Source organism: Peribacillus simplex (assembly GCF_001542915.1).
GTDB classification, from domain to species: domain Bacteria; phylum Bacillota; class Bacilli; order Bacillales; family DSM-1321; genus Peribacillus; species Peribacillus simplex_B.
The window spans coordinates 15526-35483 of sequence record NZ_LNNH01000011.1; the positions used below are offsets into that span (position 1 = coordinate 15526).

General features: G+C 42.2%; 19 protein-coding genes and 1 other annotated feature. All 19 genes read left to right on the forward strand.

Annotation, left to right across the window (positions count from 1 at the left end; genetic code table 11):
- The first annotated feature begins 3 nt into the window (after positions 1–3).
- The 19 genes from AS888_RS04885 (at position 4) to rplC (ending at position 19957) form a co-directional block, all read left to right on the forward strand.
- Positions 4–513, forward strand: a complete 510-nt coding sequence (locus AS888_RS04885) for an NYN domain-containing protein (protein WP_061141090.1) — start codon at positions 4–6, stop codon at positions 511–513.
- Between the two features lie 85 nt (positions 514–598).
- The gene (sigH, locus tag AS888_RS04890; protein WP_100531088.1) at positions 599–1231 is read left to right on the forward strand and encodes an RNA polymerase sporulation sigma factor SigH; all 633 of its coding nucleotides are present in this window, start codon (positions 599–601) and stop codon (positions 1229–1231) included.
- 203 nt (positions 1232–1434) lie between these two features.
- A complete protein-coding gene (gene rpmG / locus AS888_RS04895) occupies positions 1435–1584 on the forward strand; it encodes a 50S ribosomal protein L33 (RefSeq protein ID WP_057915203.1) in 150 nt (49 codons plus the stop codon).
- Positions 1585–1636: 52 nt separating this feature from the next.
- Positions 1637–1819: a preprotein translocase subunit SecE gene (secE, locus tag AS888_RS04900; RefSeq protein ID WP_061141092.1), complete on the forward strand. Its 183-nt coding sequence runs from the start codon at positions 1637–1639 to the stop codon at positions 1817–1819.
- A 251-nt stretch (positions 1820–2070) separates the two neighbouring features.
- On the forward strand, positions 2071–2604 hold the full coding sequence (nusG, locus tag AS888_RS04905) for a transcription termination/antitermination protein NusG (protein ID WP_061141093.1): 534 nt from the start codon (positions 2071–2073) through the stop codon (positions 2602–2604).
- Between the two features lie 174 nt (positions 2605–2778).
- Complete coding sequence (gene rplK / locus AS888_RS04910) at positions 2779–3204, forward strand: 50S ribosomal protein L11 (protein WP_061141094.1); 426 nt, start codon at positions 2779–2781, stop codon at positions 3202–3204.
- A 104-nt stretch (positions 3205–3308) separates the two neighbouring features.
- Positions 3309–4004 carry a 50S ribosomal protein L1 gene (gene rplA, locus AS888_RS04915; RefSeq protein WP_061141095.1) on the forward strand — a complete coding sequence of 232 codons (696 nt, stop codon included), beginning with the start codon at positions 3309–3311 and terminating at the stop codon, positions 4002–4004.
- Between the two features lie 46 nt (positions 4005–4050).
- Positions 4051–4202, forward strand: a sequence feature (ribosomal protein L10 leader region).
- Between the two features lie 39 nt (positions 4203–4241).
- On the forward strand, positions 4242–4742 hold the full coding sequence (rplJ, locus tag AS888_RS04920) for a 50S ribosomal protein L10 (protein ID WP_061141096.1): 501 nt from the start codon (positions 4242–4244) through the stop codon (positions 4740–4742).
- 62 nt (positions 4743–4804) lie between these two features.
- Complete coding sequence (gene rplL, locus AS888_RS04925) at positions 4805–5164, forward strand: 50S ribosomal protein L7/L12 (protein ID WP_061141097.1); 360 nt, start codon at positions 4805–4807, stop codon at positions 5162–5164.
- Between the two features lie 192 nt (positions 5165–5356).
- Complete coding sequence (locus AS888_RS04930) at positions 5357–5962, forward strand: class I SAM-dependent methyltransferase (RefSeq protein WP_061141123.1); 606 nt, start codon at positions 5357–5359, stop codon at positions 5960–5962.
- Between the two features lie 238 nt (positions 5963–6200).
- Positions 6201–9770, forward strand: coding sequence for a DNA-directed RNA polymerase subunit beta (gene rpoB, locus AS888_RS04935; RefSeq protein WP_061141098.1), 3570 nt, complete (start codon positions 6201–6203; stop codon positions 9768–9770).
- A 181-nt stretch (positions 9771–9951) separates the two neighbouring features.
- Complete coding sequence (gene rpoC / locus AS888_RS04940; protein ID WP_061141099.1) at positions 9952–13551, forward strand: DNA-directed RNA polymerase subunit beta'; 3600 nt, start codon at positions 9952–9954, stop codon at positions 13549–13551.
- A 294-nt stretch (positions 13552–13845) separates the two neighbouring features.
- On the forward strand, positions 13846–14094 hold the full coding sequence (locus tag AS888_RS04945; protein ID WP_061141100.1) for a 50S ribosomal protein L7ae-like protein: 249 nt from the start codon (positions 13846–13848) through the stop codon (positions 14092–14094).
- A 104-nt stretch (positions 14095–14198) separates the two neighbouring features.
- On the forward strand, positions 14199–14621 hold the full coding sequence (gene rpsL / locus AS888_RS04950; protein WP_034305038.1) for a 30S ribosomal protein S12: 423 nt from the start codon (positions 14199–14201) through the stop codon (positions 14619–14621).
- Between the two features lie 41 nt (positions 14622–14662).
- A complete protein-coding gene (gene rpsG, locus AS888_RS04955; RefSeq protein ID WP_048677878.1) occupies positions 14663–15133 on the forward strand; it encodes a 30S ribosomal protein S7 in 471 nt (156 codons plus the stop codon).
- 44 nt (positions 15134–15177) lie between these two features.
- A complete protein-coding gene (gene fusA, locus AS888_RS04960; protein ID WP_061141101.1) occupies positions 15178–17256 on the forward strand; it encodes an elongation factor G in 2079 nt (692 codons plus the stop codon).
- 121 nt (positions 17257–17377) lie between these two features.
- Positions 17378–18565: an elongation factor Tu gene (gene tuf, locus AS888_RS04965; protein WP_061141102.1), complete on the forward strand. Its 1188-nt coding sequence runs from the start codon at positions 17378–17380 to the stop codon at positions 18563–18565.
- Positions 18566–18978: 413 nt separating this feature from the next.
- On the forward strand, positions 18979–19287 hold the full coding sequence (gene rpsJ / locus AS888_RS04970; protein ID WP_019244375.1) for a 30S ribosomal protein S10: 309 nt from the start codon (positions 18979–18981) through the stop codon (positions 19285–19287).
- A 40-nt stretch (positions 19288–19327) separates the two neighbouring features.
- Entirely contained in the window at positions 19328–19957 is a 630-nt protein-coding gene (gene rplC, locus AS888_RS04975) for a 50S ribosomal protein L3 (protein ID WP_061141103.1), read from the forward strand.
- Position 19958 lies beyond the last annotated feature (1 nt).

Consider the following 19958-nt stretch of genomic DNA (forward strand, 5'->3'; position numbering starts at 1 on the left):
GGGATGGATATTCTGTTGGTGGACGGTTATAACATTATAGGGGCCTGGCCGGAACTGAGAGAATTAAAAGAACGGGACCTTGCTGCCGCAAGAGATAGATTGATTGAAATGATGGCGGAATATCAGGCATTTACCGGATCGCGGGTAATTGTCGTATTCGACGCCCAATATGTTCAGGGAATCGCCCGTATTTTCAAAAATCATAAAGTTGACGTAATTTTTACAAAAGAAAATGAAACCGCGGATGAGAGAATAGAAAAGATGGCCATTGAGCTGAATAATGTCAAAACGCAGATTCAAGTGGCCACCTCCGACTTCACCGAGCAGTGGGTGATCTTTGGCCAAGGGGCTCTAAGGAAATCAGCGCGTGAACTGCTTATTGAAATGGAAGAAATCCAAGGGGAAATCAAGAAAGATGTCAGAAAAACGACAACGATAAAACCGTCTGGCAAAATTCCTTTGAGTGAAGAAGTGGCAGAAATTTTTGAAAAATGGCGCCGCGGGAAAATTTGAACCATTGACGGGTAAATTTTACCTGCTGTATAATATTTCTATCTGAGTCAGGTCAGGGGGATATAATGTGGGTCTCAAATTCGGAATGAAGCTGAACGAAAAGTATCTGCAGTTTGATGATGATGAATTGATAGGGTTGGTTCACACTGGTGACAGTGAAGCGCTGGATTATTTGATCCAAAAGTATCGTAATTTCGTAAGAGCAAAGGCAAGGACTTATTTCTTGATTGGTGCAGATAAGGAAGACATCGTGCAAGAAGGTATGATCGGCCTGTATAAAGCCGTCCGTGATTTCAAGGGCGATAAGTTATCTTCCTTCAAAGCATTTGCAGAACTATGCATTACGAGGCAAATCATTACCGCTATTAAAACGGCAACACGTCAAAAACATATTCCGCTCAATTCCTATGTTTCCCTGGACAAGCCCATTTATGATGAGGAATCGGACCGAACTCTTATGGATATTATATCGGGTACGAAAGTTCTGGACCCGGAAGAACTGATCATCAACAAAGAAGAGTTTGACGATATCGAATTGAAAATGGCCGAGCTCCTGAGTGATCTTGAGAGAAAAGTATTGGCTCTTTACCTGGATGGACAAACCTACCAGGAAATTTCTGAAGAGTTGAACAGGCATGTTAAGTCAATCGACAACGCCCTTCAGCGGGTGAAAAGAAAGCTCGAGCGCTATTTGGAAGTAAGGGAAATCAGTTTATAATCCCTCCGCTTTTTCCGCTTAATTTCATCTGTCCCTTCTCCACTTGGAAATTTAATTTTCACTAAATTATTTAAATGGATGTCAGGAAACCGAAGTCGCGCCCGAACGGTATCCGTACTGGGTGAATCCCGCTTTGATATTGACAATAAAAGACAGCCGTGATAAGGTTTTAGGGATATAGTAGATAGGAAAGGTGTATCTAAATGCCCAAAAAAATCGTTCTTGCCTGCACGGATTGCGGTTCAAGAAATTACAGTTATGAAAGCAAACAATCGACAAGCGGCGAACGCCTGGAAATCAAGAAGTTTTGCAGTACATGCAATGCACATACAATTCATAAAGAAACGAAATAAATGTTTTATAAATAGATTGACAGAAGCTGTCTAATGCTTGGAGGATACATTCATGAAACGTTTTACCGAATTTTTCAGCGGTGTCGTTCGCGAAATGCAAAAAGTAAGCTGGCCAAAACGCAAGGAGCTTACCAAATATACAATCGTGGTAGTAACGACTGTAATATTTATGGCTTTATTCTTTACAGTGGTCGATTTGGGCATTTCCGAATTAATTCGCTTAGTTATTGAATAAGAGATTCGAAAATAAGGTATAATAGTGATAGAATAATATGTGTCAGCAGAAAAGCCCGGAAACGGGTTTTTTAATTTGTCTTTTTTAATAAGTTCAAAATCGCGCACTGCTGCACCATGAATCACCACAAAATATTCTAGTTAAGTCGGGATGACGCCGGAACTGGGTTTTTGGCTAAAACGTTCAAAGATAAAGCTCAATAAAGAAAAATGATCGATTGCAGGGAGGGAAGGACGTTAAAGTCCTAACACATGGAAAAGAATTGGTATGTAGTTCACACCTATTCAGGTTATGAAAACAAGGTTAAAGCTAACTTGGAAAAACGTGTTGAAACGATGGGGATGGAAGATAAGATCTTCCGGGTTGTAGTTCCTGAAGAAGAAGAAACAGAAATTAAAGATGGTAAAAAGAAAGTAACCAAAAAGAAAGTATTTCCAGGATATGTACTGGTGGAAATCATCATGACGGATGACTCCTGGTATGTAGTCCGGAATACGCCTGGTGTAACAGGTTTCGTAGGTTCGTCTGGAGCCGGTTCCAAACCGACTGCGTTACTTCCGGAAGAAATTGAAGTCGTTCTTAAGCGAATGGGCGTTGATGAAAGCAAATTCGAAGTTGATTTTGAACTCGGAGACACCGTTCAAGTTAAAGAAGGGCCATTTGCAACCTTTGCAGGACCGATAGAAGAACTTGATAAAGATAAAGGAAAAGTAAGGGTGCTAGTCAATATGTTCGGTCGTGATACACCGGTAGAACTTGATTTTAACCAAGTGGAAAAATTATAAACGGAAAAAAACTTGAAATTGCCATTTGAAAGTGGTAAAATTTCAAAGGTCAGTATGTTTCAATTTTTAGGCCTCAACGATACAAGCATTCTTTATTAATATATAAAGAATTCAAGATGAGTGGGAGGGTATACCCCTATTACCACATCACGGACTTATAAGGAGGTGTGTCTCGTGGCTAAAAAAGTAATTAAAATGGTTAAATTGCAAATTCCTGCTGGTAAAGCGAATCCGGCACCGCCAGTCGGTCCTGCATTAGGTCAAGCTGGTGTAAACATCATGGGATTCTGTAAGGAGTTCAACGCTCGTACAGCAGATCAAGCTGGTCTAATTATTCCTGTTGAAATCACGGTATTTGAAGACCGTTCATTTACATTCATTACAAAAACTCCACCGGCTGCAGTATTGCTTAAGAAAGTAGCAGGTATCGAGTCTGGTTCTGGTGAACCTAACCGTAATAAAGTTGCTACAGTCAAGCGTGATCAAGTGCGCGAGATTGCTGAAACTAAAATGCCTGACCTAAACGCTGCAAACGTTGAAGCTGCAATGCGTATGGTTGAAGGTACTGCTCGCAGCATGGGTATTGTCATCGAAGACTAATCCATGTAATTGCTATTTGTTTCTACGGGGTTGCGATTGATACTCGCAACCTTTATTCGTGGGAGGTCATTCCGTTAAAACCACAATTTAGGAGGATTTATATCATGGCAAAAAAAGGTAAAAAGTATCTTGAAGCAGCTAAGCTTGTAGAAGTATCTAAGGCTTATGCTGTAACTGAAGCAATTGAAGTGGCTAAAAAAGCTAACTTCGCAAAATTCGATGCGACTGTTGAAGTTGCTTTCCGTTTAGGCGTAGACCCTAAGAAAGCTGACCAACAAATTCGTGGAGCGGTTGTTCTACCGAATGGTACTGGTAAAACTCAACGCGTATTAGTATTCGCTAAAGGCGAAAAAGCAAAAGAAGCGGAAGCTGCTGGTGCTGACTACGTTGGCGAATCTGACTTCATCAACAAAATCCAACAAGGATGGTTCGAATTCGATGTAATCGTAGCGACTCCAGACATGATGGGTGAAGTTGGTAAACTTGGACGTGTTTTAGGACCAAAAGGTTTAATGCCTAACCCTAAAACTGGTACAGTAACATTTGACGTTACGAAAGCAGTAAATGAAATCAAAGCTGGTAAAGTTGAATACCGCGTGGATAAAGCTGGTAACATCCATGCTCCAATCGGTAAAGTATCTTTCGAAGATGCTAAGCTAGTGGAAAACTTCACTACTATCTATGATACATTGCTTAAAGTTAAACCTGCGGCTGCTAAAGGAACTTACATGAAAAACGTTTCTGTAACGACTACAATGGGCCCTGGCGTGAAAGTGGATCCTTCAACTTTCAATAAATAATTGACATACCAAAACTATTATGGTTATAATAAGTTTTGTTGTTAATAAATGAATATCATTTGTACCGTAGACAGTAGGTGCTCCTATAAGAGCTTAATTCCCTGCCGAGGTAATTCGATAATAATAGTCGTTGACTATGACCTTTGAAATTACTGCCTTCATGTCTGCAATAGAGATGAAGGCTTTTTCTTTGAAACGGTATAAATGTTTTCAAGCAAATCTACAGGAGGTGTAAGGATGAACGCAATTATTGAACAAAAGCAAAAGATCGTTGCTGAGATTTCTGAGAAACTGACTGCAAGCCAATCAACAGTAGTTGTTGACTACCGTGGATTGACTGTTGCTCAAGTAACAGAACTTCGTAAGCAACTTCGTGAAGCTGGCGTTGAGTTTAAAGTTTACAAAAACTCTTTAACTCGCCGTGCTGCTGAAAGTGCTGAACTTAGCGCTTTGAACGAATCATTAACAGGACCAAACGCAATTGCATTCTCGACTGAAGATGTTATTGCGCCAGCAAAAATCCTTAACGATTTTGCGAAAAAACATGAAGCGTTAGAAATCAAAGCTGGAGTTATCGAAGGAAACGTTGCAACTGCTGAAGAAATCAAAGCTCTTGCAGAACTACCTTCTCGCGAAGGCCTACTTTCAATGCTACTCAGCGTGCTACAAGCACCTATGCGCGGACTTGCTCTTGCTACAAAAGCAGTTGCAGAACAAAAAGAAGAACAAGGCGCGTAAGCTAATCGCTTAACCTGCCTATTGAAACAAAAAAAACCAACCATTTCGAGGAGGAAATAACAATGACTAAAGATCAAATCATTGAAGCAGTTAAAAACATGACTGTTTTAGAATTAAACGACCTTGTAAAAGCAATCGAAGAAGAATTTGGCGTAACTGCTGCTGCACCTGTAGCTGTAGCTGCTGCTGGCGGCGCTGTTGCTGAAGAAAAAACTGAGTTCGATGTAATCCTTACATCTGCTGGAGATCAAAAAATCAAAGTCATCAAAGCTGTTCGTGAAGTAACTGGCCTTGGACTTAAAGAAGCAAAAGAACTTGTTGACAACACTCCAAAAGCAATCAAAGAAGCTGCTTCTAAAGAAGAAGCTGAAGAAATCAAAGCTAAACTTGAAGAAGTTGGAGCTGGCGTTGAAGTTAAGTAATCTTGCATAAACAAAAAGCTCGCTATCACTGGCGGGCTTTTTTCTCTTCATTTTTAAGAAATGACGGAAATCTGCCGTTGAATGTTTGGTTGATGGGCCTTGGCCGTCGAACTTCCGGCATGCAAGCATCCCTTCTTCAAATATCTTCTCTCATAAATCTTCAATATTCCTTTCTGATAGGGGGAGATGACTCTGACAGAGCATTACTACTCACAAAAACCGGATGTCGTAAGCGATCCGAAATTTTGGGATTTTACATTAAAGGGACGTACCTTTCGCTTCAAAAGTGATAATGGTGTATTTTCAAAGAAGGAAGTCGATTTCGGATCGCGCCTTTTAGTTGAGAGCTTCACCCTTAATGAAGCTGTGGATGGAAATATTCTCGATGTAGGCTGCGGATACGGGCCAATCGGAATATCAATCGCGGCGTCTTATCCCGAGAGAACGATAGAAATGATTGATATCAATAGCAGGGCTGTTGATTTGTCAAAAGAAAATGCCGCTTCTAATGGGATTGCAAATGTGAAGATTTTTGAAAGCGACCGTTTTGACAAAGTAGGCTCCAATCAATTCGCTGCAATTCTTACGAATCCTCCCATTCGCGCAGGTAAAAGTGTAGTCCACGAAATCTTAGAAGAAGGCTATCGCAGTTTGGCAGTTGGTGGAGAATTATGGGTGGTCATACAAAAAAAACAAGGCGCGCCATCCGCCATGGATAAAATGGAGCAATTATTTGGGAATGTTGAAGTGCCGTTGAAGAAGAAAGGTTACTATATACTATTATCCAAAAAGGTTTGACTCTAAATTTTCGCTATGTTAGTATTATAAAATGCATATATATAATTCCGTAACTATGCAATTTTTATACCATTGGTGTATAACCAATGGATAATATGGGAAAAATATATAAATAATAGTTCGTTTTATGAGAAATAGTGGTTTTTAAAATAAAAACCATTTTCTTTTTGTCTATGGAAAGGATTTCTTTTCCGAGGCAAATGGATCCTTATAACGCTTGATTTAAGGGGTGAATCAGTTGACAGGTCAACTTGTTCAGTATGGACGACACCGCCAACGTAGAAGTTATGCAAGAATCAGTGAGGTTTTGGATCTTCCGAATCTTATTGAAATTCAAACAGCTTCTTATCAATGGTTTCTAGATGTAGGTTTAAAGGAAATGTTCCAGGATATTTCTCCTATTGAAGATTTTACAGGTAATTTATCGTTAGAATTCATCGATTACAGCTTAGCTGAGCCGAAGTATTCTGTGGAAGAAACAAAAGAACGCGATGTTACGTATTCTGCACCACTTCGTGTGAAAGTGCGCCTTGTTAACAAAGAAACAGGGGAAGTTAAAGACCAAGATGTATTTATGGGTGACTTCCCGTTGATGACGGAAACAGGTACATTTGTCATCAATGGTGCCGAACGGGTCATTGTATCCCAATTAGTGCGCTCACCTAGCGTATATTACAACGGTAAAATGGATAAAAACGGTAAGTTAGGATTCTCTGCGACCGTTATTCCGAACCGTGGCGCCTGGCTTGAATATGAAACAGACGCCAAGGATGTTGTGTATGTTCGAATCGATCGCACGAGGAAATTACCTATTACAGTATTGATGCGTGCCCTTGGATTTGGAACTGATCAGGAAATTATTGACTTGATCGGAGACAACGAATACCTTCGCAACACTCTTGAGAAGGACAATACCGAGAGTGTCGAAAAAGCATTGCTGGAAATCTATGAGCGTCTACGCCCAGGTGAACCACCTACTGTCGAAAACGCGAAAAGTCTTTTAGTTTCACGCTTTTTTGATCCAAAACGTTATGATTTAGCTAACGTAGGTCGTTATAAAATAAACAAAAAACTGCATATCAAGAACCGTCTGTTCGGACAACGCATTGCAGAGACTTTGATCGATCCTGAAACGGGGGAAATCATCGTCGAAAAAGGTACAATGCTAGACCGCCGTACACTTGATAGGATCCTGCCTCATATTGAAGCTGGAATCGGATTCAAAACATTCCATCCTTCTGGTGGCGTGGTGGAAGAAGAGACCCTTCTTCAGCCTATCAAAGTTTTTGCGCCAAATGATGCTGAAGGTGAAAAAGTAATCAATATCATCGGTAATGCGTATGTGACGGATAAGGTCAAAAACATTACGCCGGCAGATATTATTTCTTCCATCAGCTATTTCTTTAACTTACTGCATGGTGTGGGAATCACGGATGATATTGACCACTTGGGTAACCGTCGTCTGCGGTCTGTTGGTGAATTGCTGCAAAACCAATTCAGAATTGGTTTATCGCGTATGGAGCGTGTCGTTCGTGAACGGATGTCCATTCAAGATACGAATACGATCACACCGCAGCAACTAATCAACATTCGTCCTGTTATTGCATCCATCAAAGAGTTTTTCGGAAGCTCACAGCTTTCTCAGTTCATGGATCAAACGAACCCGTTGGCCGAATTGACACATAAACGTCGTCTTTCTGCATTGGGACCTGGTGGTTTGACACGTGAGCGTGCTGGTTTTGAAGTGCGTGACGTTCATTATTCCCACTATGGCCGTATGTGTCCGATTGAAACGCCTGAGGGACCGAATATCGGGTTGATTAACTCGCTTTCCAGTTTTGCAAAGGTAAACCCGTATGGTTTCATCGAAACACCATATCGTCGTGTGGATCCGGAAACTGGAAGAATTACGAGTCAAATCGACTACTTAACAGCCGATGAAGAAGATAACTATGTAGTTGCCCAAGCGAATGTTCGTCTTTCAGATGACGGATCCTTCCTTGATAATGATGTTGTTGCACGTTTCCGCGGTGAAAATACCGTTGTTCCGCGTGACCGCGTAGATTACATGGATGTATCTCCTAAACAGGTCGTTTCTGCTGCGACAGCATGTATTCCTTTCTTGGAAAACGATGACTCCAACCGTGCCCTTATGGGAGCGAACATGCAACGTCAAGCAGTTCCATTGCTACAACCGGAAGCACCTCGAGTTGGAACGGGTATGGAATATGTTTCGGCTAAAGATTCCGGTGCAGCTGTCATTTGTAAACACCCTGGTATCGTAGAGCACGTTGAATCACGTGAAGTATGGGTCCGACGGGTTAGTGAAGTTGACGGACAGCAAGTAAAAGGCAACTTGGATAAGTATCGTCTATTAAAATTCATTCGTTCCAATCAAGGAACGTGCTATAATCAACGCCCGATCGTAAGTGTAGGCGACAATGTCGTAAAAGGTGAAATCCTTGCTGATGGCCCTTCAATGGAAAAAGGCGAATTAGCCCTTGGACGTAACGTATTGGTAGCCTTCATGACATGGGATGGCTACAACTATGAAGATGCCATCATCATGAGTGAACGTCTGGTCAAGGATGATGTGTACACTTCTATCCATATTGAAGAATATGAATCTGAATCTCGCGACACAAAATTAGGGCCTGAAGAAATCACTCGTGATATCCCTAACGTCGGGGAAGATGCACTTCGTAACCTTGACGAACGCGGAATCATCCGTGTCGGTGCCGAAGTGAAAGACGGAGATCTTCTAGTTGGTAAAGTCACGCCTAAAGGTGTAACGGAATTGACTGCCGAGGAACGTCTATTACATGCAATTTTCGGTGAAAAAGCACGTGAAGTCAGGGATACATCGCTTCGCGTACCTCACGGCGGCGGAGGTATCGTCCTTGATGTTAAAGTGTTTAACAGAGAAGATGGCGATGAACTGCCTCCAGGTGTAAACCAATTGGCTCGTGTATATATCGTACAAAAACGTAAAATCCATGAAGGCGATAAAATGGCTGGACGACATGGTAACAAAGGGGTAATTTCCAGGATCCTTCCTGAGGAAGATATGCCATATTTACCAGACGGCACACCAGTCGACATCATGTTGAATCCACTTGGTGTACCTTCACGTATGAACATCGGTCAGGTGCTGGAGCTCCACTTGGGTATGGCTGCACGCGCTCTTGGCATTCATGTAGCATCACCTGTTTTCGATGGTGCCACCGAGGAAGATGTTTGGGGTACGATTGAAGAAGCCGGGATGTCCCGTGATGCAAAGACCGTTTTATATGACGGCCGTTCAGGTGAAGCATTCGATAACCGTGTATCAGTCGGTGTCATGTATATGATCAAACTGGCGCATATGGTCGATGATAAGCTTCATGCACGTTCAACTGGACCTTACTCACTGGTTACGCAGCAGCCGCTTGGTGGTAAGGCGCAATTCGGTGGACAGCGTTTCGGTGAGATGGAAGTATGGGCACTTGAAGCATACGGTGCTGCTTATACATTACAAGAAATCCTAACCGTTAAATCGGATGATGTCGTGGGCCGTGTTAAAACATACGAAGCGATTGTCAAAGGTGAAAATGTCCCTGAGCCTGGCGTTCCTGAATCATTCAAAGTATTGATCAAGGAGCTTCAAAGTTTAGGATTGGATGTTAAAATTCTTAATGCCGAAGACCGCGAGATTGAAATGCGTGATTTGGAAGATGAAGAAGAAGCCAACCAAGCAGATAAATTAAGCCTTGATGCCGATACAAAAGATATGGTTGCCTCCGAAGTAGGGGCACCTGTCAAAGAATAATTAAATATAAACATATCTAGTTATATATGATCCGCTCTGACTGGCAGCAAGAAGTTTCTTTGAAGACCTTGCTGCCATGTTAGAGCCTTATTGATTCAATCAACCATCATCCGGTGTAGATTGCCTGATAAATTCCGGTGATCAAGGGTTAAACCTGGAGATTAAAAGGGAGGTAGGCCCCTTGTTAGACGTTAATAATTTTGAGTATATGAAAATCGGTCTTGCTTCACCAGACAAGATTCGTTCTTGGTCCCATGGAGAAGTGAAGAAGCCAGAAACAATCAACTACCGTACGTTAAAGCCTGAAAAAGACGGTTTATTCTGTGAGAGAATCTTCGGACCTCAAAAGGACTGGGAATGCCATTGCGGAAAATATAAACGTGTTCGTTATAAAGGTGTAGTCTGTGACCGTTGTGGCGTCGAAGTCACTCGTGCCAAAGTGCGTCGCGAACGTATGGGTCATATTGAACTGGCAGCGCCAGTTTCACATATATGGTATTTCAAAGGAATCCCTAGCCGTATGGGACTTGTACTTGATATGTCCCCACGTGCTCTGGAAGAAGTCATTTACTTTGCATCTTACGTAGTAACTGAAACGGGCGATACAACTTTAGAAAAGAAACAGCTTCTTTCCGAAAAGGAATATCGTACATACCGTGAAAAATACGGTAAGAAGTTCCAAGCTGCAATGGGTGCGGAAGCTATTAAAAAACTTTTACAAGATATAGATACGGAAAAGGAAGTAGAGTCGTTGAAAGAGGAGCTTAAAACAGCTCAAGGACAACGCAGGACCCGTGCTATCAAACGCTTGGAAGTGCTGGAAGCATTCCGTAACTCCGGTAATGAACCTTCATGGATGATCCTTGACGTGCTGCCGGTCATTCCACCGGAACTTCGCCCAATGGTACAACTTGACGGCGGACGCTTCGCTACGTCTGATTTAAATGATTTATACCGTCGTGTCATCAACCGTAATAACCGGTTAAAACGACTGCTAGACCTTGGTGCGCCAAGCATTATCGTTCAAAACGAAAAGCGTATGCTTCAAGAAGCTGTCGATGCTCTTATCGATAATGGCCGTCGTGGCCGTCCGGTAACAGGACCTGGTAACCGCCCATTAAAATCCTTATCTCATATGTTAAAAGGTAAACAAGGCCGCTTCCGTCAAAACCTTCTTGGGAAACGTGTTGACTACTCTGGACGTTCGGTTATCGTAGTAGGACCAAACTTAAAGATGTACCAATGCGGTCTTCCGAAGGAAATGGCGATCGAGTTATTCAAACCATTCGTCATGAAGGAATTGGTTCAAAGAGGTTTGGCGCATAACATTAAATCCGCCAAGCGTAAAATTGAACGTTTATCTCCTGAAATTTGGGATGTGCTTGAAGAAGTGATCAGGGAGCATCCAGTACTATTGAACCGTGCACCGACACTTCATAGGCTTGGTATCCAAGCATTTGAGCCAACCTTGGTCGAAGGGCGCGCAATTCGTTTGCACCCGCTCGTATGTACAGCCTACAATGCTGACTTTGACGGTGACCAAATGGCGGTTCACGTTCCGCTTTCATCTGAAGCCCAAGCTGAGGCACGCATGCTCATGCTGGCTGCACAGAACATCTTGAACCCTAAAGATGGTAAACCAGTCGTTACACCTTCCCAAGATATGGTTTTAGGTAACTATTACTTAACGTTGGAAAGAGAAGGCGCAATCGGCGAGGGTATGATCTTTAAAGATACAAGTGAAGCGTTGCTTGCGTACCAAAACGGATATGTTCACCTGCATTCCCGTTGTGCCGTCCATGCATCGTCACTAAATAATGAAACTTTCACTGAAGAGCAAAACGGCCAGTTGTTAATTACGACTGTCGGTAAATTGATTTTCAATGAAATCTTACCAAAATCATTCCCGTATATTAACGAACCGACTCGATATAACCTGGAAACGAAAACTCCAGAAAAGTATTTCGTGGAAAAAGGCGCTAATATCCCTGAATTGATCGAGGCTCAGCCTGCTATTGATCCATTCAAGAAAAAAATTCTTGGAAATATCATCGCAGAAGTCTTTAAACGCTTTAAAATTACCGAAACATCCAAAATGCTTGACAGGATGAAGGATCTTGGATTCAAATATTCGACAAAAGCCGGTATTACTGTTGGTGTGGCTGATATCGTCGTATTGAAAGAAAAACAAGAAATCATCACCGAAGCTCAAACTAAAGTGGATAACGTCTTAAAACAATTCAGACGTGGTTTGATCACTGAGGATGAGCGTTATGATCGCGTCATCTCGATCTGGAGTGCTGCAAAGGATACGATTCAGTCTAAACTTATGGACTCATTGGATCGCCGCAACCCGATCTTCATGATGAGTGACTCCGGTGCCCGTGGTAACGCCTCTAACTTCACGCAGCTTGCGGGTATGCGCGGATTGATGGCCAACCCGGCTGGACGGATCATTGAGTTACCGATCAAATCAAGTTTCCGTGAAGGTTTAACAGTGTTGGAGTATTTCATCTCTACACATGGTGCGCGTAAAGGTCTTGCCGATACAGCACTTAAAACGGCCGACTCCGGTTACCTTACTCGTCGACTTGTTGACGTTGCCCAAGATGTCATCATCCGTGATGACGATTGTGGAACGGACCGCGGCTTGAAAATTTCAGCCTTGAGAGAAGGTACTGAAATAATCGAGCATCTTGAAGAGCGCCTGGTGGGCCGTTATGCAAGAAAAGCGATCAGACATCCAGAAACAAGTGAAGTGATCGTACCTGAAAATGGTCTTATCACTGAAGATCTTGCTCATTATATTGAATCTCTAGGTATAGAAACAGCGTGGATCCGTTCTGCCTTTACATGTAACACCAGCCATGGTGTATGTAAGAAATGTTACGGACGCAACTTGGCTACCGGCCAAGAGGTTGAAGTGGGCGAAGCTGTCGGTATCATCGCAGCGCAATCAATCGGGGAACCTGGTACACAGTTAACGATGCGTACATTCCATACCGGAGGGGTTGCCGGAGACGATATCACACAAGGTCTTCCGCGTATCCAAGAGATTTTCGAAGCAAGGAACCCTAAAGGTCAAGCTGTCATTTCCGAAATTGAAGGTACGGTTGTTTCAATTAACGAAATCAGGGATAAACAACAGGAAATCGTTGTTCAAGGAGCAGTGGAGTCTCGCACATATACTGCACCGTACACAGCTCGCCTAAGAGTTACTGTCGACACTCCTGTCCGTCGCGGTGAAGAGCTGACAGAGGGATCGATCGACCCGAAAGAATTGCTGAAAGTTACCGATGTACTTACCGTTCAGGAATACCTGCTGCATGAAGTGCAGAAAGTATACCGGATGCAGGGGGTTGAAATCGGTGATAAACATATCGAAGTAATGGTTAGACAAATGATGCGTAAAGTCCGTGTGCTTGATGCGGGTGAAACGGAAGTGCTTCCAGGAACATTATTGGATGTTAACCAGTTCACTACAGCAAATACCGATGCATTATTGACTAACAAATTACCGGCAACAGGACGCCCTGTATTATTGGGTATCACTAAAGCATCTCTCGAAACGGATTCGTTCTTGTCCGCCGCATCGTTCCAAGAAACTACAAGAGTCTTGACAGATGCAGCAATCAAAGGAAAACGTGATGAGTTGCTCGGCCTTAAAGAAAATGTTATCATCGGTAAACTTGTCCCAGCGGGTACAGGAATGCTTCGCTACAGAAAAGCAAACCCTGTCGTTGTTGGTGATGAAAACACCGAGACAGTATCTGTTGACTAAGTAATAACGGACCAGCTCAATGACGATACCTGAATATGGTGCTCCCATCCAGCGGAGCCGATGATCAGGAAATCATTGCGCTGGTCTCCCTTAATTACCCATCATGCCCGAGAGCCTGATGAGGATTCAGACTTAATATTTCGCTAAAGCAATTTGCAACTCTTTATAGAAATATGTATGGAAAACCTTTTGCTTTTAATTAATTTTTTGAAAGAAGTTGACAGTATCCGACTTATAATGATACTATAGCAAAGGTGCTCCTATGTTACCCTGTAACTTTGGAGGATATGGACCATGTCTTATGAAAAAGTAATACAGGCAAAGTCAGTGATTATAGGAACGAAACAAGCAGTTAGAGCTCTTAAAAACAATTTAATTCAAGAGGTTATCATCGCTGATGATGCAGATATATACTTGACTGGGCGCGTCATTGAGACCGCTAAGAAATTGGATGTTCCTATCACATATGTTGATTCGATGAGAATGCTTGGCAAAGCATGTGGTATCGATGTCGGAGCAGCAACTGTTGCCATTAAAAAGTAAAAATGTTTTTGCAATATTATTTGCAAAGACTTTGTTTTTACCCATTTATGAACCACCTGGATGTGTGGTACTAGAAATGAAAACGTGAAGGGAGGAAAAATGTAATGCCTACTATTAATCAATTAGTGCGTAAAGGACGCGAGTCTAAAGAGGTTAACTCAAAATCTCCAGCACTTAACAAAGGCTACAACAGCTTTAAAAAAGCACAAACTAACGTATCATCTCCGCAAAAACGTGGTGTTTGCACTCGTGTGGGTACTATGACACCGAAGAAACCGAACTCCGCGTTACGTAAATATGCGCGTGTACGTTTAACAAACGGTATCGAGGTAACAGCTTATATCCCAGGTATCGGTCACAACCTACAAGAACACAGCGTGGTTCTTATCCGTGGCGGTCGTGTAAAGGATTTACCAGGGGTACGTTACCATATCGTACGTGGTGCTCTTGATACTGCTGGAGTTAACAATCGTATGCAAGGCCGTTCTAAATACGGTACTAAGCGTCCGAAAGCAGCTAAAAAATAATCTCAAACAAAAATTGAACTTTCTTGAAAGGAGGAAATATAATGCCTCGTAAAGGACCTGTAACGAAAAGAGACGTATTACCAGATCCAATTTATAATTCAAAACTTGTGACTCGCTTAATCAACAAATTAATGGTTGATGGACAAAGAGGTAAATCACAAAAAATTCTTTACTCTGCATTTGATTTAATCAAAGAACGTACTGGCAATGAGCCAATCGAAGTTTTCGATCAAGCACTTAAAAACATCATGCCTGTATTAGAAGTAAAAGCACGCCGTGTGGGTGGAGCTAACTACCAAGTACCAGTTGAGGTGCGCCCAGACCGCAAATCGACTTTAGGACTTCGTTGGTTGGTAAACTACTCTCGCCTTCGTGGAGAAAAAACGATGGAAGAGCGTTTAGCTTACGAAATCATGGATGCTGCCAACAACACTGGAGCAGCTGTTAAGAAACGTGAAGATACACACAAAATGGCTGAAGCTAATAAAGCATTCGCTCATTATCGCTGGTAAGATCAATCACTATAAAATCCTTATAGAAGGAAGGAGAAAGACAAATGGCAAGAGAGTTCTCCTTAGCAAACACTCGTAATATCGGTATCATGGCTCACATCGATGCTGGTAAAACGACAACAACAGAACGTGTTCTTTATTACACTGGTAAAATCCATAAAATTGGTGAAACACACGAAGGTGCATCACAAATGGACTGGATGGAACAGGAACAAGAACGCGGAATCACGATCACATCCGCTGCAACAACTGCACAGTGGAAAGGTCACCGTGTAAACATCATCGATACGCCAGGACACGTAGACTTCACAGTTGAAGTTGAACGTTCATTGCGTGTACTTGATGGAGCTGTAGCCGTACTTGATGCCCAATCAGGTGTTGAGCCTCAAACTGAAACAGTTTGGCGCCAAGCTACAACTTATGGTGTACCACGTGTCGTATTCGTAAATAAAATGGACAAAATCGGTGCGGATTTCCTTTATTCAGTAGGAACAATCCACGATCGTCTTCAAGCAAATGCTCACCCGGTTCAGTTACCTATCGGTGCTGAAGATCAATTCTCTGCAATCATCGACCTTATCGAAATGAAAACTCATTTTTATGGTAATGACCTAGGAACTGATATCACTGTTGGTGAAATTCCTGAAGAACATCGTGAATTGGCTGAAGAGTACCGTGAAAAGCTAATCGAAGCAGTAGCAGAAGTTAACGAAGACTTAATGGAGAAATACCTTGGTGGCGAAGAAATCAGCATTGCTGAATTGAAAGCAGCCATCCGTACAGCTACCGTTAATGTTGAGTTCTTCCCGGTTATCTGTGGATCGGCTTTCAAAAACAAAGGTGTTCAATTAATGCTTGATAACGTTATCGACTTCCTTCCATCTCCATTGGATGTACCGGCTATCAAAGGTACTCTACCGGATTCAGAAGATGAAGTGGAACGTCATTCAGATGATTCTGAGCCGTTCTCTGCTCTAGCGTTTAAAGTAATGACTGACCCTTACGTTGGTAAACTTACATTCTTCCGCGTGTACTCAGGTACATTGGAATCAGGATCTTATGTAATCAACTCAACTAAAGGAAAACGTGAGCGTATTGGACGTATCCTTCAAATGCACGCAAACAGCCGTGAAGAAATATCTACTGTTTACGCAGGGGATATCGCTGCAGCTGTTGGTTTGAAAGATACGACGACTGGTGATACTCTATGTGATGACAAGAACCAAGTTATTCTTGAGTCCATGGTGTTCCCAGAGCCAGTTATCTCGCTTTCAGTTGAACCGAAATCAAAAGCAGACCAAGACAAAATGTCTCAAGCTTTACAAAAGCTACAAGATGAAGATCCAACATTCCGTGCACATACTGACCAAGAAACTGGTCAAACGATCATCGCCGGTATGGGTGAGCTTCACTTGGACATCCTTGTTGACCGTATGCGCCGTGAATTCAAAGTGGAAGCAAACGTTGGTGCTCCTCAAGTAGCCTACCGTGAAACTTTCCGTGGTTCAGCTAAAGTCGAAGGTAAATTCGTTCGTCAATCTGGTGGACGTGGACAATTCGGACACGTATGGATCGAATTTGGTCCAAACGAAGAAGGTAAAGGCTTCGAATTTGAAAATGCTATCGTCGGTGGTGTAGTACCACGTGAATACATTCCTGCTGTACAAGCTGGATTGGTCGATTCACTTGATCGTGGTGTACTTGCTGGGTATCCGCTAGTCGACATCAAAGCAAAATTATTCGACGGATCTTACCATGACGTTGACTCCAACGAAATGGCATTTAAAATTGCTGCTTCAATGGCTCTTAAAAATGCTGCTTCTAAATGTAAACCGGTTATCCTTGAACCAGTCATGAAGGTTGAAGTTGTCATTCCTGAAGATTATCTAGGCGACATCATGGGAGATATCACATCTCGCCGTGGACGCGTAGAAGGTATGGAAGCTCGCGGTAACACGCAAATGGTTAAAGCGATGGTTCCACTATCTGAAATGTTCGGTTATGCTACATCTTTACGTTCTAACACACAAGGACGCGGAACATTCTCTATGCACTTCGATCACTATGAAGAAGTACCTAAGAGCATTTCTGAAGAAATCATCAAAAAAAATAAAGGTGAATAATTGATTTTCATCTCTTATTAAAGTATAACTATCTTATGTAAGCTGTGATGGAAGATTTAGTCTTCTTTCACAGCCCTTATATACTTAATCTTTTATTTATAATACTAAGGAGGAATTCCTAATGGGAAAAGCTAAATTTGATCGTTCAAAACCGCACGTTAACGTTGGAACAATTGGTCACGTTGACCATGGTAAAACAACTCTAACTGCTGCAATCACAACTGTACTTGCTAAATCTGGTGGCGCAGAAGCTCGCGCTTATGACCAAATCGATGGTGCTCCAGAAGAAAGAGAACGTGGTATCACAATCTCTACAGCACACGTTGAGTACGAAACAGCTACTCGTCACTATGCACACGTTGACTGCCCAGGACATGCTGACTATGTTAAAAACATGATCACTGGTGCTGCTCAAATGGACGGCGGAATCCTAGTAGTATCTGCTGCTGATGGCCCGATGCCACAAACTCGTGAGCACATCCTTCTTTCACGTCAAGTAGGTGTACCATACCTAGTAGTATTCATGAACAAATGCGACATGGTTGATGACGAAGAACTTCTTGAATTAGTAGAAATGGAAATCCGTGATCTTCTTTCTGAATACGAATTCCCTGGTGATGACATTCCAGTTATCAAAGGTTCTGCCCTTAAAGCTCTTCAAGGAGACGCTGCTTGGGAAGAAAAAATCCATGAATTAATGACAGCTGTTGACGAGTATATCCCAGAACCAACGCGTGACACTGAAAAACCATTCATGATGCCAGTTGAGGATGTATTCTCAATCACTGGACGCGGAACTGTTGCTACAGGACGTGTTGAGCGTGGACAAGTTAAAGTCGGTGACGTTGTTGACATCATCGGTTTCAACGAAGAATCAAAACCAACAACTGTAACTGGTGTTGAAATGTTCCGTAAACTTCTTGACTATGCTGAAGCTGGTGACAACATCGGTGCACTACTTCGTGGTGTATCCCGTGAAGATATCCAACGTGGACAAGTACTTGCTAAACCAGGTACAATCACTCCGCACACAAAGTTCAAAGCTGAAGTTTATGTTCTTTCTAAAGAAGAAGGTGGACGTCACACTCCATTCTTCACAAACTACCGTCCTCAGTTCTACTTCCGTACAACTGACGTAACTGGTATTTGTAACCTTCCTGAAGGCGTAGAAATGGTTATGCCTGGGGACAACATCGAAATGACTGTTGAACTTATCGCTCCAATCGCTATCGAAGAAGGTACTAAATTCTCTATCCGTGAGGGTGGACGTACTGTAGGCGCTGGCGTAGTTGCTACAATCCAAGAATAATTGATTCACTAAAACAATATGGGAAGGGACGCCTTCCGAAAAGAGCAGATGGGACGCCATCTGCTTTTTTTTGTGTTTACGATTATACTTCCCTCCATTATAGAGATAATGATACGTAGCTTTCAGTATCATGTTGAGCTTTGGCCATATGAAGAAAATGGATTTTAAAGACCTTATAGAATGTACTTGTAAATACTTGAGATAGTATGTATAATAATAAAAGTGTGTTGCACAAGAAAAGTCTAAGTAATACTTGCTTTCTACTTGTGCTTTATGTATAATAGACAATGTTGGTCTTTGACTGCGATGATATGGAAGGTTGCTGACACACCCGGCCGCTTTGCCATGGCGAGTGTGTGGGAAATTTCCATTGAGAAGGTCTATTTTAAAATAGGCGAAAAGGAGGGAAAATTATGGCAAAACAAAAGATTCGTATCCGTTTAAAAGCATATGATCACAGAATCCTTGATCAATCTGCTGAGAAAATTGTTGAAACTGCAAAACGTTCTGGTGCGGCTGTATCTGGTCCGATTCCATTACCTACTGAAAGATCGGTTTACACGATCCTACGTGCGGTTCATAAATACAAAGATTCTCGTGAACAATTCGAAATGCGTACGCATAAACGTCTAATCGACATCGTTAACCCAACTCCACAAACAGTTGATTCATTGATGCGTTTAGATTTACCGTCAGGCGTTGACATCGAAATCAAATTATAATTCATATAAATATGAACAATTACTCTAGGAGGTGTGACTTATGACCAAAGGAATCTTAGGAAGAAAAATCGGTATGACTCAAGTTTTTGCTGAAAACGGTGAACTTATCCCGGTAACAGTTATCGAAGCTCCTAACAACGTGGTTCTTCAAAAGAAAACTGTTGAAACTGATGGCTATGAAGCAGTTCAAGTTGGTTTTGAAAACAAACGTGAAAAGCTTTCTAACAAACCTGAAAAGGGACATGTTGAAAAAGCAAATACTACTCCTAAGCGCTTCATTCGCGAATTCCGCGGAACGGATCTTACTGAATATGAGATCGGTCAAGAAGTCAATGTAAGTATTTTCGCTGAAGGCGATTTAGTAGATGTATCAGGAATCTCAAAAGGTAAAGGTTTCCAAGGCTCTATCAAGCGTCATGGACAATCTCGCGGACCAATGTCTCACGGTTCACGTTACCACCGTCGCCCAGGTTCAATGGGTCCTGTAGCTCCAAACCGCGTATTCAAAGGTAAATTATTACCAGGACGTATGGGTGGGGAACAAATTACTGTTCAAAACTTAGCTATCGTTAAGGTTGATGTTGAACGTAACCTACTATTGATCAAAGGTAATGTACCAGGTGCTAGAAAAGCGTTGATCAAAGTTAAAACTGCTGTTAAAGCAAAGTAAT

Coding starts and splice junctions, on each gene's coding strand:
- AS888_RS04885 (WP_061141090.1), top strand. CDS start 4: ATGGATATTCTGTTGGTGGACGGTTATAACATTATAGGGGCCTGGCCG.
- sigH (WP_100531088.1), top strand. CDS start 599: ATGAAGCTGAACGAAAAGTATCTGCAGTTTGATGATGATGAATTGATA.
- rpmG (WP_057915203.1), top strand. CDS start 1,435: ATGCCCAAAAAAATCGTTCTTGCCTGCACGGATTGCGGTTCAAGAAAT.
- secE (WP_061141092.1), top strand. CDS start 1,637: ATGAAACGTTTTACCGAATTTTTCAGCGGTGTCGTTCGCGAAATGCAA.
- nusG (WP_061141093.1), top strand. CDS start 2,071: ATGGAAAAGAATTGGTATGTAGTTCACACCTATTCAGGTTATGAAAAC.
- rplA (WP_061141095.1), top strand. CDS start 3,309: ATGGCAAAAAAAGGTAAAAAGTATCTTGAAGCAGCTAAGCTTGTAGAA.
- rplJ (WP_061141096.1), top strand. CDS start 4,242: ATGAACGCAATTATTGAACAAAAGCAAAAGATCGTTGCTGAGATTTCT.
- rplL (WP_061141097.1), top strand. CDS start 4,805: ATGACTAAAGATCAAATCATTGAAGCAGTTAAAAACATGACTGTTTTA.
- AS888_RS04945 (WP_061141100.1), top strand. CDS start 13,846: ATGTCTTATGAAAAAGTAATACAGGCAAAGTCAGTGATTATAGGAACG.
- rpsL (WP_034305038.1), top strand. CDS start 14,199: ATGCCTACTATTAATCAATTAGTGCGTAAAGGACGCGAGTCTAAAGAG.
- rpsG (WP_048677878.1), top strand. CDS start 14,663: ATGCCTCGTAAAGGACCTGTAACGAAAAGAGACGTATTACCAGATCCA.
- fusA (WP_061141101.1), top strand. CDS start 15,178: ATGGCAAGAGAGTTCTCCTTAGCAAACACTCGTAATATCGGTATCATG.
- tuf (WP_061141102.1), top strand. CDS start 17,378: ATGGGAAAAGCTAAATTTGATCGTTCAAAACCGCACGTTAACGTTGGA.
- rpsJ (WP_019244375.1), top strand. CDS start 18,979: ATGGCAAAACAAAAGATTCGTATCCGTTTAAAAGCATATGATCACAGA.
- rplC (WP_061141103.1), top strand. CDS start 19,328: ATGACCAAAGGAATCTTAGGAAGAAAAATCGGTATGACTCAAGTTTTT.